Annotated in this window: 10 protein-coding genes and 2 pseudogenes; 6 read left to right on the top strand and 6 right to left on the bottom strand. The window is 39.8% G+C overall.

The window, feature by feature from the left end; all coding sequences use genetic code 11:
- Positions 1-3 precede the first annotated feature (3 nt).
- The 3 genes and pseudogenes from RMX89_RS04255 to RMX89_RS04250 all read left to right on the top strand — a co-directional run.
- Positions 4-528, top strand: coding sequence for a Rab family GTPase (locus RMX89_RS04255; RefSeq protein WP_322686754.1), 525 nt, complete (start codon positions 4-6; stop codon positions 526-528).
- Between the two features lie 5 nt (positions 529-533).
- A pseudogene (locus RMX89_RS34440) lies at positions 534-1,268 on the top strand (PAS domain-containing protein); the annotation flags it as partial.
- 45 nt (positions 1,269-1,313) lie between these two features.
- Positions 1,314-2,987: pseudogene (locus RMX89_RS04250) on the top strand (ATP-binding protein); the annotation flags it as partial.
- 20 nt (positions 2,988-3,007) lie between these two features.
- Here RMX89_RS04250 and RMX89_RS04245 read toward each other — a convergent pair.
- Positions 3,008-3,436, bottom strand: a complete 429-nt coding sequence (locus RMX89_RS04245) for an anti-sigma regulatory factor (RefSeq protein WP_322688042.1) — start codon at positions 3,434-3,436, stop codon at positions 3,008-3,010.
- Between the two features lie 150 nt (positions 3,437-3,586).
- On the opposite strand from RMX89_RS04245, the gene RMX89_RS04240 reads away from it, so the two are divergent.
- Positions 3,587-4,774, top strand: a complete 1,188-nt coding sequence (locus RMX89_RS04240; protein ID WP_322672424.1) for a SpoIIE family protein phosphatase — start codon at positions 3,587-3,589, stop codon at positions 4,772-4,774.
- A gap of 42 nt (positions 4,775-4,816) precedes the next feature.
- Here the strand turns inward: RMX89_RS04240 and RMX89_RS04235 are convergent, their stop codons facing one another.
- The 4 genes from RMX89_RS04235 to RMX89_RS04220 all read right to left on the bottom strand — a co-directional run bounded on the left by RMX89_RS04235 (position 4,817) and on the right by RMX89_RS04220 (position 11,343).
- Positions 4,817-5,143, bottom strand: a complete 327-nt coding sequence (locus tag RMX89_RS04235; RefSeq protein ID WP_322672423.1) for an STAS domain-containing protein — start codon at positions 5,141-5,143, stop codon at positions 4,817-4,819.
- 73 nt (positions 5,144-5,216) lie between these two features.
- A complete protein-coding gene (locus RMX89_RS04230; protein ID WP_322688041.1) occupies positions 5,217-5,930 on the bottom strand; it encodes a PIG-L deacetylase family protein in 714 nt (237 codons plus the stop codon).
- A 175-nt stretch (positions 5,931-6,105) separates the two neighbouring features.
- The gene (locus RMX89_RS04225) at positions 6,106-8,100 is read right to left on the bottom strand and encodes a glycosyltransferase (protein WP_322688040.1); all 1,995 of its coding nucleotides are present in this window, start codon (positions 8,098-8,100) and stop codon (positions 6,106-6,108) included.
- Positions 8,101-8,499: 399 nt separating this feature from the next.
- Complete coding sequence (locus tag RMX89_RS04220) at positions 8,500-11,343, bottom strand: DUF3131 domain-containing protein (protein WP_322688039.1); 2,844 nt, start codon at positions 11,341-11,343, stop codon at positions 8,500-8,502.
- 671 nt (positions 11,344-12,014) lie between these two features.
- On the opposite strand from RMX89_RS04220, the gene RMX89_RS04215 reads away from it, so the two are divergent.
- Complete coding sequence (locus RMX89_RS04215; RefSeq protein WP_322688038.1) at positions 12,015-13,346, top strand: hypothetical protein; 1,332 nt, start codon at positions 12,015-12,017, stop codon at positions 13,344-13,346.
- Positions 13,347-13,376: 30 nt separating this feature from the next.
- Here the strand turns inward: RMX89_RS04215 and RMX89_RS04210 are convergent, their stop codons facing one another.
- Positions 13,377-14,054 carry an S-layer homology domain-containing protein gene (locus RMX89_RS04210; protein WP_322688037.1) on the bottom strand — a complete coding sequence of 226 codons (678 nt, stop codon included), beginning with the start codon at positions 14,052-14,054 and terminating at the stop codon, positions 13,377-13,379.
- A 238-nt stretch (positions 14,055-14,292) separates the two neighbouring features.
- Here RMX89_RS04210 and rpiA point away from each other — a divergent pair, with 238 nt between their 5' ends.
- A complete protein-coding gene (gene rpiA / locus RMX89_RS04205; RefSeq protein WP_322688036.1) occupies positions 14,293-15,003 on the top strand; it encodes a ribose-5-phosphate isomerase RpiA in 711 nt (236 codons plus the stop codon).
- Positions 15,004-15,216: the final 213 nt, after the last annotated feature.

Raw genomic sequence — 15,216 nt, 5'->3', positions numbered from 1 at the left:
ATTATGTCTACAATCTCTAAAAAAATATGCTTATTTGGTGATTTTGGTGTTGGTAAAACTAGTCTGATTCGGCAATTTGTAGAGTGTCAGTTTAGTGATGAATACCTTTCAACTGTAGGAGTAAAAATCTCTCGTAAATTGGTTACTATTTCAAAACAAGAGCTACTTGTTGAACCAAATTTACAGTTAATAATTTGGGATATTGAAGGTAGTAATAAGTTTAAAGCAGTTGCTAAAAATTATTTTCAAGGTTCTAAAGGTGCTGTGATAGTCGGTGATGTGACACAAGCAGAAACCCTCAATCATATCCAAGAGCATATTCAAACTTTTTTAGCTGTTAATCCTAACAGCTATATTGTTGTTGCACTGAACAAATCAGATATGATTGCAGCCGAATATTTAGAAAAAATTCGGGAAATGCATCAATTTACTAATCAAGCTAATATATTAGACACTTATGTAACCTCAGCTAAAACTGGTAATAATGTTGATAAAATATTTCAAGCTTTAGCCACTCGTTTAATTTAATTAAGATGAATTCATTTTTTACAAACCTATTAGCTGTATGTGGCATTGAATATTTGATAATTGATGAAAAGTTCAAAATTCTAGAGATGTCTTTGGGATTAAATCATTTTGCCGAGCTTCCTAATGAAGTAAAGCTAGGTCAGGATGTTCGGATTGTGTTTCCAGAATTAGAGGGACTGGAAGATGTTTTTGATGCAATTATCCAGGGAGAACAAGATAATTTTGAATTAAAAGGAATTATGCGATCGCAAGATACGCCTTCTCCTTTATATATTGACATTTGTATTACTAATAATCTCCAAGAAGACCATTCTAGAAATCGACTAACCATTGTTGTCGAAGATGCGACAGAACGGATGGTGCTTGAACAATCTTTATTTCAAGGTGCAAATGAAGCAAATCTTTTATTACGTAACTTAAAGGCTTCTAAACAATACATTGACCAAATTGTGACATCAATGGCGGATGCCTTGTTAGTGACAACACTATCAGGCGAGATCAAAAAAATGAATTATGCCGCACAAATCTTATTGCAATACAACGAAATAGAACTCATCGGTCAACCGATCGCAAAAGTTATTGAAGAAGCCAATAAATATCCATTGATAATTGATGATATTGATATATCTCACAGTCAAGACATAAATTTTTTAGTAAAAGAAGTAGAAACCGTTTGTTATACCAAAAGTGGTAAAACAATTCCAATAGCTTTTTCATCCTCAATTGTCAAGACAGAAATTGAACATTTTCAAGGTTACGTTTACATTTTGCGAGATATGACTGAACGAAAGCAGGCAGAACTTGCTAAACAGGAATTCTTAGCGATGATTAGCCATGAAGTTCGGACTCCCATCGCATCGGTAATTGGTATGGCCGGTTTGTTGCAATATACTGAATTGACTGCTGAACAGCAAGATTTTGTTGAAACCATTTACACCAGTGGAAATTCCTTACTTAAAATTATTAACGATTTCCTTGACTTATCCAAAATCCAATCGGGTAACTTAGAACTTGAAGAGGAACCTTTTGCTTTGCGAAATTGCATTCATGAGGCTTTTTATCTGCTTGCGCCTACAGCTAGAGAAAAAGGTTTAAAACTCACATTTTTAGATAGTCCTCAACTTCCTACTATGATTGTGGGAGATATCACCAGACTGCGCCAAGTCTTGATTAATTTAATCAGTAATGCGATTAAATTTACCGAAACTGGAAGTATAGAAGTTTCAGTTAGAATCCGCAATAATAGCGATATCAATCATTCTTCTGCTGCAAATCCTGACGAAATTCAGTTTAGTATTAAAGATACAGGCATTGGAATTCCACGCGATCGCCTAGAGCGTTTATTTAAAGCTTTCAGTCAAGTTAACTCTTCCATTACTCGACAGTATGGCGGTACTGGCTTAGGTCTTGCTATCTGTAAGCAACTGTGCGAGTTAATGGGTGGCAGAATTTGGGTTGAAAGTGAATTTAATGCAGGTAGTACATTTTACTTTACGATTGCCGCTTCTGTTATTCCAGAGGAGTCAGCAGGAGCCAGTGTGGTCTTCTCCCAACAAGAGATCCCAAAAGCGATCGAGTCTTCACATATGGAGCAACTGGCTCTCAAAAGTCAGAAATTATTCTTATTATCTCCGCATAAGAGCGTCTTTGCGTCCCCTGCTTCCCCGTCTCCTGATTTATATAAATTAAGAATTCTTTTAACTGAAGATAATCTAGTGAATCAGAAAATAGCCTTGAAGCAACTCAAAAATATAGGCTATAGTGCTGATGTTGCTAATAATGGAAAAGAAGCGTTGCAACTATTAGAAAAGATTCCTTATGATTTAATTCTGATGGATTGTCAAATGCCGATTCTCGACGGTTTAGAAACCACAAAACAAATTCATCGTTGCCAAGAAAGCAGCTTTGCTAGTGGTCGTCGTCCTGTAGTAATTGCAATGACAGCTAATGCAATGAAACAAGACAAACAAATGTGTTTAGATGCTGGAATGGACGACTATTTGAGCAAGCCGGTGATGAAAGAAACTTTGGCCGCGACGTTAGAGTATTGGGGAAATGTAATATTCAAGGCAAAAGAAACAGCTGCCACAAAGCAGACAGTTTCGACAACAAATGTTGGTTCAGTTGAACTCCCAATTGATTGGGAACGATTGCATCAACTTTCAGAAAATAACCCAGAATTTGAATTAGAACTACTACAAATATTTGTTGAAGATATTCAACCTCGTCTAGAAGTCATTAAAATAGCGATCGCAGATTATGACTTTGAGCAAATAGCGCTCCAAGTCCATCAAATTAAAGGTTCTAGTGCCAATATGGGAGTTACACCTATGTATCTGGCAGCAGAAAAACTAGAACAATTAGCGAGCAATCAAGAGCGTCGAGGTACTATTAACTTAATTGTAGAGTTAGAAGATTTTATTAAACGCATCCAAGAGTTTTTAATCATCAGTCAGTAGTCACGATCTCCCTACTGCAATCATAGACATTTTTTATAAGATTTACTAATAAATAAACAGTAACGATTATCTACTGTCGGCTCATAACTCAATTTGTCGGCAATGGCGGACATAATTTTTAAACCCCGGCCGCGCTCTCGATTGTTATCCTCAAATTCAGATGTTTGGCGCAATTGCTGTTCTAAGTCAAATGGTTCGCCTTGAGACCAGATGCGAATTTCTATGTATTCATCTAACCGCACAGCTTCCATCTCAATTGGAGTTTCAATAGGTAAATTTTTGTGGGCATGTTCGACAATGTTAGTAAAGCCTTCCATCATCAGCGTTTGACATTGCCACCAAATTTCTTGATCGAGAATAGGTGGTTGATTCATCTGCTCGAACCAAGACAAAACTTGAGGTGAAACTGTCAGGTCTGTGTTGACTTTGAGATAAATTTTATTATTCACTTCTTAACTAATAAAATATCGTGGAATCATCATATTCGTTAATTAGATTATTTAATTTGAGTATTTTTACTATACATTAAAAACTAAATTGCATATAACTTAAATTAAAGCAACTATTTATCAATCATTTTACTTAGTAAACTGTAATTTATGTTTAAAATTCTAGTTATTGATGATGACCCGACAGTGCGAGCAGTACTGAAAAGCACACTCCAAAGGCAGGGTTATGAGACTACTGTAGCTAGCAATGGTGAAGAAGGAATTATCCAAGCACAACTGCTACATCCTGCCCTGATTATCTGTGATTGGATGATGTCACAGGTAGATGGGTTAGAAGTGTGTCGTCGAATTAGAACAGATCCAGAATTGGCAACTACTTTTTTTATTCTATTGACAGCTAGGGGAGCAGCTCGAGGAGAGGAAGAAGATAGAGTTAGAGGACTTGATGCGGGAGCGGATGAGTTTATCTCCAAACCAATAGAGATGAATGAATTGAAAGCACGGGTAAGAGCAGGACTAAGGTTACACCAGCTAAATCAGGATTTGCAAAGTCAAAAGCAAGCTTTGGAGACACTCAATCAGGATTTGCAAACTCAAAAGCAAATTTTGGAAGCCGAATTGGCTGAGGCCGCTGATTATGTGCGATCGCTTTTACCCTCACCGCTTGTAGGAGCAGTAACTACAGAAAATCTGTTTATTCCCTCAGCGCAGCTAGGAGGCGATTGCTTCGACCATTATTGGATTGACGAGGATCATTTGGCAATTTATTTGTTAGATGTATCTGGTCATGGGGTGGGTTCTGCCCTCCTATCGGTATCCGTACAGAATGTTTTGCGATCGCAATCTCTACCAAACACTAACTTTTGTCAACCAAGTGAAGTCCTAAAAGCTCTCAATCATGCTTTCCAAATGAGTAAGCACGGTGATAAATACTTTACAATCTGGTATGGAGTTTATCACCGCCTGAAACGTCAACTCGTTTATGCCAACGCCGGACATCCCCCAGCTTTACTGTTATCTAATACCTCCACAAACAACATTGAAGTTAAACAGCTAACTTCTTTAGATTTACCAATTGGTTTTTTGCCTGAAGTTAAATTTGAGGATGCTGTTTTTCAGGTTGAAGAAAACAGCACTTTATACATTTTTAGTGATGGTGCTTATGAAATTAATCAGCCAGATGGTAAAATTTGGGGAATCGATGCATTCATTGACTTATTAAGTAAATCTACTGGAAATACCTGCAACCTCAATCAACTCTTAACAAAGATTCTCACCTTAAGTACTCAAGATAATCTTGATGATGACTTATCTTTAGTAAAAGTTAACTTTGGTTAAAATAGTCAGCTATACATACTTAAATTTGGATTGCTTAACACCTTATTGTGTTGCTAATACTTGACGATAAAAGTCATCTTTGTCAGCAAAAGTTTGAAAAATTCTATCCATTTTCGTCAGTTCAAATAACATCCTGACTTGATCGCTGATCGAACAAACAAACAGTTTAGCTTTAGCAGCTCGTACCATTTGCATTGCTGATACTAAAGCACCTAAACCAGAGCTATCAATAAACTTTACTTCTTTCATATCGATTAACAAAATATCAGCGCCATTTGCCAGCATACCGCTAACTTCACGACGTAGTTCGTTACCTCTAATACCATCTAAAATTCCCGATATTTCTAGGACTTTCACACTCAAATTCATGGTTTTGTTACCTTATTATGTAGTTATATTTTGGCATTGAATTAAGGCAAACTGCAATAGATAAAATCTACAATTAGTTTTGTTTTAATACTTTTTGATGACTATTATTTGCGATTGCCATAAAAAAGCTAGCATCAACCCATTGCCGAGAAATTTCAAAAGCTTCAAAATAGCCGTCTTTTTGACCTAACTCACGTGCCCAGAAGCGAGACAGAACAAGTATGGCATCAAGTTGCATAAATGCTTTATTTAACTCTGATTCATAACAACCGATCGCTGCAACTTTTTCCTCAATTACAGAGGTGATATCCACAAAAAAGTTGGGTTCAAAACCTCGCAAAAAAACAGGTGGTGCTGAATACCACAAGGGTATATTTTTGCGGGTAGCAACATTAGAAACTGCGATCGCACACACTTCATGATCTCTATGCCCATATTTTTCAGGTTGTGGTGCGTGAGTAATAATCAGATCCGGTTGCCAACGCCCAAGAGCTTCTTCAGTAACTTTAATCACTACTTGTGTGGAGAAATTGCACTCCTCAAGTGCATGAAACTCGTAAGTTGCACCGATGATTTTGCCAGCTGCATCTGCTTCTTGATGACGTGTACCCTTAACAGGCGAACTAGAAAGACCACCATCAGTCAAAATTAAGCAACGAACATTCCATCCTGCTTTGGACATCAGACTGAGAGTACCAGCAGCAGGTAGAACTTCATCATCAGCATGAGCATAAATTGTTAAGACAGTTCGCTGACCAAAATTTTTTGAGTCTGAATGAGTGTTCATAGCTGTTTTTTTCTAGGCTGGATTTATAAGTCACTAGTCATTCTTCCTTCTGCTCACTCCTCTTATACCAATTTTAAAAATGATTGCGACAGATGGAAAACTGAAACACTTATCCAATGGAGATTTCACAATCCAAAATCTAAAATCTAAAATCCAAAATGGTATTACTTAACTTTTAAACCTCTTTTGGAGGCTGCCAAACAGATGCGCGGACGATCGCCCACAAAAGTAATAAATTATAAATAGCCCATGCACTATTGAGCAGGTGAACATCAGGATTATTTAAATGGCCAATAGCGAATTGGTAAAGGCTCCATAACATCCCCAAAATGGTAAGGATAAAAACAACCAACTGCGGCCAAACAAGCCGGAGATAAATCCCGGATTGTCGCTGCTTAGGTGTGACTTGAAAATTGAGTTTTTGTCCTGTGAACACACTCCATACAGCTTGGATTAATAAGGGGAATAAAGCGATCGCATATTGTTCAGAACGCCATACTTCTCTAGCTGGAATGCCCCAAGTAGCTGTAAGGAAAGTCAGACGGTTAATAATAAAAGCTGGAAAAAAATGTATGGCAAAGTCAGACCCGTAGCTTCTAACTGGAACAATGTCCGTAAAAAAATAGATAATTGGACAAGAAATAAAAACCAGAGTTGCAAAACCAGAGAAATAACTATACATCGTCTTGAAATATTGCAACCTTTGCCAAAACGTTAGCCCTGATTTGGTTAGAGGATTTTCCCTCACTAGCACTTGGATAGTTCCTTGTGCCCAGCGTAGCCGTTGTTTAAGAGTAGAACTGAGATCGTCTGGTGCTAAACCTTCTGCCAAAAGTTCATTGTGATAAATAGATTTCCAGCCAGCACTATGCAGACGCATGGCTGTATTCATATCTTCCGTAATGCTATTACTGGATACCCCACCAACTAAATCAAATTCATCTAAACGTTTTTCATCTTTAGCAAAATCATCAGCAAAATTTTGCAGTCCTACACTAACTAATGCCTCACGTCTGAGAATCGCATTTGTACCTGTATAAAACGCAGCATTCATGCCATCTTTGCCTTGTTGAAGTGGCCCATAAAATAAATTTGCTCGATGTCCAAAAGGATCGCCTGGAGGAATATTGTAAAAATCCTGGCGGGTCTGTACAAAAGCAATTTGATTCTGGTCGTATTTTCCGTTTAAAAGATTATAGGTGTAGAAATAAGGCAGAACTCGCTTGAGAAAATTTCGCTTGGGAATGTGGTCAGCATCTAGAGTAACAATAAAATTTCCTGACGTTTCTCCAGAAAAAATTGCATAATTGATGTTGCCTGCTTTGGCATGATGTGCAACACCAGGCGTCTTCGGACGAGCAATGTAACGAAAACGAGCCAGATCAACTAGTTCTAGTTCTTTTTTGTAAATAGCTTCTTCTAAAGCTTTCCGTTCAATAATTAGGCGATCGCGTAGCGTCTTTGTCAGAGAATCGCTAATATTGGGGTGAGCCGGAGGTAGCCAAAGAATCAGCGATCGCAAACTTTGCACAAATCCAACCGCAGGCTGGTTCACCACTGATTCTGATGATGTTTGCAGCCATTGTTCGGCAGCTTGAGTATTAGGTGTCAGATTTTCCAGTTGCTTCAAACGCTCTAACAATCCAGCATGTTCTGCATCAATCCGTTCCGCTTCTAGCTGTAATTGTGGGGACTGCAAATCTTCAATACACAATCTTTCTGTCATCGCTCGCATCTCAGCCGAGTTCCCATCATCCAGCACATAAACGCGTAACTTGATGGGCGGATAATCCATTGCTAAGGCAGCTTTGGCAGTTTCTTCGACAATTTTCGACGGCTCATTGTAACAGGTTACAAATACATCCACTGTTGGCCAGTCGGCTCTGGGTATAGGTGGGGTCATCTGGTCGAGAGACTTAATTTGTCTGACTAAAGGTCGCCACAACCCAATTACAAACATGACGCCACCGAAATAACTGTAAATCTCGGCTATCAGCAAAGGAATAGAAATCCAGAGGGCATCAAAATTGATCGAATGGGTGACGCGCCATTGCAAATACCAGATACCAAAAATTAAATTGATTTCTGCTAAATAACGAAATAACAGCGTTCTTTTTTTGAGTAATGAGCGGCTGTTACCAGGAAAGTTTGTTAGAGAAACTGAAGCCATCTTAGTACCAATAGTTAATGTATCTGCATCCTCATCAACATAAGTATTCCCTAGTTAAATTTGCGACTAACAAATTTTCTCGCTCGATCCAAAATTAGCGTTGCTGAATTGAGCTACAAATCTAGATGTAGAGACGTAGCATTGCTACATCTCTACAAGGATTTTGGATTACTAGGACTTATATAGCAATCTGATTTGATTTCTGAATTAATCGTAGGGACTAGGGACTGGGGATGGTGGGGCCCCCTCTGGGGATAAGGGGTAATGGGGACTGGGAAGAAGGAATAAAGCTGTACTGAGTTTTTTTCACGCAATCAAATATGAGTCCTATACAAAACTACAGACTGTAGGAGCAATTTTATGAATTGCTCTTACCTGAAAATCAGGGTTTTGGTTGTGTTATTTTGTGCCAGTTACTAGATGAGTCTTTTCACTATCTGAAACCCAGTAACTTCCAGAACTATCAGAAGTTAACTTGGTTTGTTGTGTGGCGCTGTTTGGTAGACCTCGCCCAGAATTTCCCTTAGTAACTGTCTGCCACCAAAGGGAGTTCATAGTAGTAATCGGACGAATTAAGGGTTGTCGATTTGTCACATTGTATAGTAAGGATTGCAAAATCATACTGTTGGTGCTGCTGGTAAAACCAACTGCCGTTTTGCCGGTGGTTTCGTAGAAGCCCTCATAAAATCCAACTAATGGATTATATAAGTCAGTCGTTCCTTCCTGTAACTGTTGACTATACTTATTGTCTGGAAGCAGGGCATTATAGGCAAAAGCTACTGCTGTACTTACCAATCGCCCCTTTGGTACTGGTTGACCATCATCTCCTAAAGCCACCCAAGACTCTCCTTGTCCAGTAATTGTACTGTGGACAGTGTAAGGTTTACGATCGATCAAGGTGGTGGCTGAGGCTGTGAGAGTGCCCGTGCGACGGTAACGTTCAGCTTGCGCTTGAAAAATTGGTTCAAAGAGCGATCGCATTTTTGGATCTAATCCAAACTCCAATCCATAGAGTACAAAAGGATTGCTAACTGTATATTGGTTAACTTTAGAATTAGTATCTGTGCGATGGCGTTGAATTGGGACTTTCAATCCTTCCACTGAGGCAGTTTGATATTCACCTCCAATAGCAGAACGATCGAGATTAAACCCCCATAATTGAAAAGCACGAGCGGCATATTCCTCATAACCCAAGCGGATTTCGGGGTTAACGCGGGTGAGATATCGCCCATCTTCTTCTTTGGTAACGGTGGCACTGGAGAGAATACCTTCACGCACCACACGCAAGTATGACCAATCCAGGACAATTTTATCTACGGCAGCCGTGTATTCTGGATGACAGCTTTTTAAGTTGTAAAGCGCTGCCAGCATTCTACCCAAATCTAAAGCTGACCAACCGTTTCCTTCGGGAACTGGATTACCACCATAATCGATTGGTTGGAGCGATCGCGTATCATAACTCCGACTTGGCAATTCCCCAGCAAATAACGGTAATTTTGTCAAAGCTCCTAAGAGATGGCGGGTGCGCTGGTCAAATTCTTTAGGGGTAATTGTATCGAGCGATCGCGCTGCATGGAGTGCTGCCAGATAATCTCCCAATCCCCAGAGGGTTGCACCTTTAAAATCACTGCGATCGTCTATCAGCCCACTCTTGGCGTGATAATTCGCTTGAAAGTATCGCCAAGCCGCCTCTGCATAGCGTCGTTCAACAGGCGTTAGCGATCGCTCTAGTTTCAGGTTAGATGATGACTGGGGACTATCCACTGGTGGAATAGGTGCAACAGCAACTTCTGTAGGTTTAGAAGTTGCGATCGGAGTCGTAACAGTAGAATTCGGTTGATTTACAGGTGTTGCACCAGAGGCATTTTCACTAGGTTTGCCAGTAGAATTCGGTTGATTTACAGGTGTTGCACCAGAGGTATTTTCACTAGGCTTGCTAGTAGACACACTCGCAGAAGCCGAAGCAATTAAAGGGTGATTTCCCTTAGCCTTATAGTATAAAATCTCCAAAATTAACCCATTCGTATTACCTGTTAAAGCTTTGTTGGGTTGTTTTGATTCTTCATAGATGCCAGCATAGTAACCGCTATCATCAGGACTGCGAAGATCCTTGACTGCATCAAAAACTTTTTGGGCATAAGCATTATCTGGAAATAGATAGCGCCAGCCAAAAGCAGCTTTTGTACTGAGGCTGCGAAACTGTGGATAAGGTTGATTGGTATCGGTAATAGTTGCCCAGTTTGTACCGTTGGCGTAAACGGTGTTGTAGAGAAAATAAGGTGCTTGGTCGATATTATCTTCTGTTACCGCAGTTAACTGACCTGTGGTATCAAAACGCCGTTTTTGTACATCTAAAACCCTAGCAGCAAAATCAGCTAATTCACCTTGCAAGCCAAATTCAATCCCATCAAGGATATAAGACTCACTCACAACGTAATTATTAGCGTTGGTACTTTGAAAGTCACGGCTATCAACAGGGATTTGCACACCATTAATTTCAACTAACTTAAATGGTTCTAAAGCAATAGCTTTGGGTGCAGAGAAACCCCAAAGTTGATAACCCCTAGCGCCGTATTCTTCGTAGCCGAGTCGTCCCTCTTGCACTAGTAAGGTTTTGTTGTCAGGGAGAACAGTCGCGCCGAAAAGTTGTCCATCTTTGAGCGATCGCGCCACCTGCCACTTCGCTATAATTCCTTTGAGCCAGTCATTATATTGCGGATGGCAGGTACGGATGACATCAAACGCAGCCAATATCCGCCCAACATCCAAAGCAGACCAGCCAAGACCACGCTCTAGTGGATTGTTACCATAATCAACCATCTGTGCAGTGGCTGCGTTATAGACTTTATTGGGCAAAGCATCTTCAAATAACTTTAGACTGCTAAGAGTCGTCAAAAACTTATTGAGGCGGGAATCAAAGTCTGCTTGATCGGTAAGATTCAACCATCGTGCAGCATTCAATGCCATCAGGTAGTTACCCATATCCCAGAGTGTACCTGAAGGATAACCCCCAGTAGAATTGGTAAATCCCGTTGCTGGCTGATAATTTTTGACAAAATACTGCCAAGCCGCACGAGCATAAGTTTGTTCTTCAGATGTGAGCGGGGTTGTAATATTGCTACAGCTATTGGAATTTTGAGATAAGACTGGTGTCGGGATGTAAAACAAAAATTGCAGAAATGTTCCAATTAGGAACAATGCAATCCATCTCAACAGCTTTTGTTGAGGGGGTTTGTATATCATAATGCAAAGAAAGAGTTAGGACTTAGCAACGTCATAGCACATCTGTACAGCTATATTCATAAATAGAGATGTATTGAATGAGTCAAGTAGCGCTAGTAAATGATATTCGGAAAAATTCTGGAAATCAGGGTGAATTATACGGAAATTTTCTATACTGTTTCCTTAAATGGGGACTATATACGGAAGAAGTTTGTATTTTGCCGAAAAAGAGATTTTATAGAGAAAATTTATTTCTATATGTATAGATTACAAATAATTACAGTTAGTAATTATTTGTAATTAACTATTTTAAATATTTCTACCGCAGAGATGCCACCTCTGCTGCCCAAGGTGAATATTGTAGATATCGCAGTAGCTATCCATTCTTCGGTAAGCACCATCGATGAGTTGTTAGTCCTAGTCCTGTAGAAAATCAAAATAGGGAAAATGAAAGTTGGGGCGATCGCAGCTAAGATACTCAAAATTAATTTTTAGACTAAACCGTTTAGTTTAAAATAGTGATTAGTAAATTTTTGACTTACTTATAACTAATAATTTCTTGAGAAGTTACGATGAAATCACAATCGAACTTTAGTTGAGATATTTCCTTCCCAGGCAATAAAAGCATCAAACAGCAATGCCTCTTCCGTTGAATTTTACCAATTTATAGTAAATCTCACTTAGCAAATCCCATGCCACATCGTCATTATCCTCCCGCCTACTTACGCTATCTCAAAGCCAGGTTATGGAATCTAGGGCGGCCTGGTTTTTGGGGAACTGCGATTTTTTTATCTGTAGTTGGGCTAGCAACCTGGGAATACTGGTCAAACCCAGATATTTTCGCTTATAAGCAAAAAAAACCAGTCGTTTTACAAAAGTCTGCTGATTCCTCCCTGTCAGAAGAAAACAAAGCTATTGCAGCAGATATTGATAACCTGCCAGCTTTATTTAATGACTTTGAGCAAGGAACTCTTTCATCAACGGCAAATGCGCCTGAACAACAGACTGAGGCAAAAAAGAGCAAAGGCTTATTAGATGATGTCATCAACAAACAAAAGTCTGCTAATAATACCAAATTAAATCCTGGTTTAAGTGTTAACGGCGACAGCTCCCCAGCCGCAAAAAATCCCTTTGTTCAACAAACAGACAATTTATTGCGTACTGGAACAGTTGATAGTAATAACCCGTTTCTAGGTCTTAAAACCTTAAATACGGCGTCTGAACCAACAGGGGGAGACCAAACATCTTCTAACCTGGGTGTTGGATTCACTAATCAAACCAATAAGAATCAAAATTCTCTCTCTATCGACCCTCTGCAAGCAGCGCTTAATCAATCGACAAACCAGAAATTGTCTAGCTTCAGTGGTACCACTGCAACTCAGACAAATGCTGTAGGGCAAGTTTCCGCTCCAGGAACAACCTTAATGCCACCCAGCAATAGCTTAACCAGTCAGAATTCTCTACCAAACACTGGGTTAACTACTGGGACAGGTAACACATCAACGGGTACGAACTTACCACAAAATCCCTACAATACCTACACTAATTTAAATAACGGTCAAGTAGTCCCTAATAATGGGTTAAGTACGGGTACGAACTTACCGCAAAATCCCTACAATACCTACACTAATTTAAATAACGGTCAAGTAGTCCCTAATGTAGCACCAAGTAATACTGTACCTTACTCTAGCCAAAGTCCGAGTCAAAGTGTTGTCACACCCACAAATCCTGTAGGGTATGGAAATTATGGCTTGCAGCGACCAACCCAACTGCCACAAACTAATTATGGGAATTATGGCTTGCAGCAACCGACCCAAATACCACAAACTAATTATGGGAATAATGTGTTGCAACAACCAACTCAACTACCACAGTCTAATTATGGGAATTATGGCTTGCAACAACCTACACAACCACCACAAACTAATTATGGGAATAATGTGTTGCAGCAACCAACACAGTCTAATTCCGTATATCTTCTTCGCCAACTTCGAGACAAGTATAAAAATCCGGGTCAAAACTGATTTTAAGTACGTCGGCTAGAAAAAGTCTAGCTAGGGTGATTGTGGGCTATTTGGAATCATCGGAACTTCTGGTGTTTCGGGTTGTTGCTGTTGTCGTTGCAAATATTTACTCAATACATAAGCCATATCCCCACGGGTTACGGGTTTTAATGGAGAAATATTACCTTGAGCATCTGTATTCAGAAATCCCTCAGTAGCTACTGTCGCGATCGCTTTTCTTGCCCAAGTTGGGATAGACTTTTCATCTGGATGTGAAGCCAGAATCTCATTTACAGCAGCATCAGGAAATTGAAATACACCATAAGCCTGGGCGAAAATAGCCAGAGCTTCTGCCCTTGTCACTTTTTGGTTAGGAAAGAATTCATTACCCCGATAGCCTTTCATGATGTCAGTTTTTAGGACTGTCTGTATATCATTAAATGCCCAATAAGAACGAGGAACATCTGGAATAGTTAAATTTTCTTTGGTAACAGCTTCTCTTTTATCTAGGCGAAAGGCTTTTACCATAATCGAGGCTAATTCTGCCCGACTCACTAACCTTTCGGGATAAAATTTGCCATCGGGAAAATTTGTCATCCATTTGACAGCAGTTACCTGTTGAATGGAATCAGCTGGTATTTCAGAAGTAGATTCTGGTACTTGAGCAATTGCTGGCAAGCTTTGTAGTACTGCCATTAAAGAGAGAGTAATTGAAAGCTGACGGATCATAATAACCACTTGTAGCTGCTAACGGGAATTGAAAAAACTACGTTACTGAGGTGAACGTAAAACTTAATCTCAGTTAATTAATGACGAATTTGGGCTAGGCGATGTTGCATAGCTACGTAATACGCGAGCTGGTTTTCATCATCAAAAGAGTGGAAATCAGCAAAAACTTGTTTTTTACCTTTGATGTTTTGGCGTTATCCGCCCACTACTATGGACTATAGTCAGTTTTTCAGGAGTTTTGGGAATGACAGCAGATCCCGTAAAGTTAATGAAGCAAGAAGTTGGCAAAGCCGCCGCCGCCCTGGTCAAATCGGGTTCCATTGTCGGATTGGGTACGGGGTCAACTACAGCATATACGATTCAGTTTTTAGGCGATCGCCTCAAGTCGGGCGAACTCAAAGATATCATTGGTATACCTACCTCGTTTCAGTCAGAAGTGCTGGCGAAGCAGTACGGTGTCCCTCTCGCCACCTTGGATGCTATTGACCGCATCGATATTGCCATTGATGGTGCAGATGAAGTCGATCCGCAAAAGAATTTGATTAAAGGCGGTGGTGCAGCACATACCCGCGAAAAAGTCGTAGACTACCTAGCAGAACAGTTCATCGTCGTGGTAGACAGTGGCAAGTTAGTAGACCGCTTAGGTTCTAGTTTTGCTGTGCCCGTGGAAGTGATTCCAATGGCAATTACTCCTGTAACCAATGCCATTAAAAAACTCGGTGGTAAACCAGAACTCCGCATGGGTGTAAAAAAAGCTGGGCCAGTAATCACTGACCAAGGCAACTTTGTCTTAGATGTCAGGTTTGACTCCATCGAAGATCCAGCCGGACTAGAAAAGACATTGAATAACATTCCCGGTGTTCTGGAAAATGGTATCTTCGTTAACTGTGTCGATTTAGTTTTAATTGGCGAAGTCAAAGATGGTCAGCCATTAGTGCGGCAACTGTAATAATTTTGGATTTGAGATTTTGGATTTTAGAGACATCTAAAATCCAAAATTAAGCAATGATATTTCCACAAATCAATTATGTTTTATCCATAACCCTTGTAGAGACGTAGCACTGCTACGGCTCTACGTTCTTTTTCACCAAATGTCTAATATCGCTTGACTTTGAAGATGATGTGCGAATCGTTGGCTAGAAACTAAGACCCACAAGAGTCT

The sequence above is a fragment of the Nostoc sp. DedSLP04 genome, assembly GCF_034530775.1.
Lineage (GTDB): Bacteria > Cyanobacteriota > Cyanobacteriia > Cyanobacteriales > Nostocaceae > Nostoc.
Note: the sequence above shows the minus strand (reverse complement) of the source record. Positions and strands in the feature narration are given on the sequence as shown.

Excerpts from the sequence above, each read along its gene's own strand:
- RMX89_RS04210 (WP_322688037.1), bottom strand. The coding sequence starts at position 14,054 with ATGATCCGTCAGCTTTCAATTACTCTCTCTTTAATGGCAGTACTACAA.
- RMX89_RS04215 (WP_322688038.1), top strand. The coding sequence starts at position 12,015 with ATGCCACATCGTCATTATCCTCCCGCCTACTTACGCTATCTCAAAGCC.
- RMX89_RS04230 (WP_322688041.1), bottom strand. The coding sequence starts at position 5,930 with ATGAACACTCATTCAGACTCAAAAAATTTTGGTCAGCGAACTGTCTTA.
- RMX89_RS04220 (WP_322688039.1), bottom strand. The coding sequence starts at position 11,343 with ATGATATACAAACCCCCTCAACAAAAGCTGTTGAGATGGATTGCATTG.
- RMX89_RS04235 (WP_322672423.1), bottom strand. The coding sequence starts at position 5,143 with ATGAATTTGAGTGTGAAAGTCCTAGAAATATCGGGAATTTTAGATGGT.
- RMX89_RS04255 (WP_322686754.1), top strand. The coding sequence starts at position 4 with ATGTCTACAATCTCTAAAAAAATATGCTTATTTGGTGATTTTGGTGTT.
- RMX89_RS04240 (WP_322672424.1), top strand. The coding sequence starts at position 3,587 with ATGTTTAAAATTCTAGTTATTGATGATGACCCGACAGTGCGAGCAGTA.
- RMX89_RS04225 (WP_322688040.1), bottom strand. The coding sequence starts at position 8,100 with ATGGCTTCAGTTTCTCTAACAAACTTTCCTGGTAACAGCCGCTCATTA.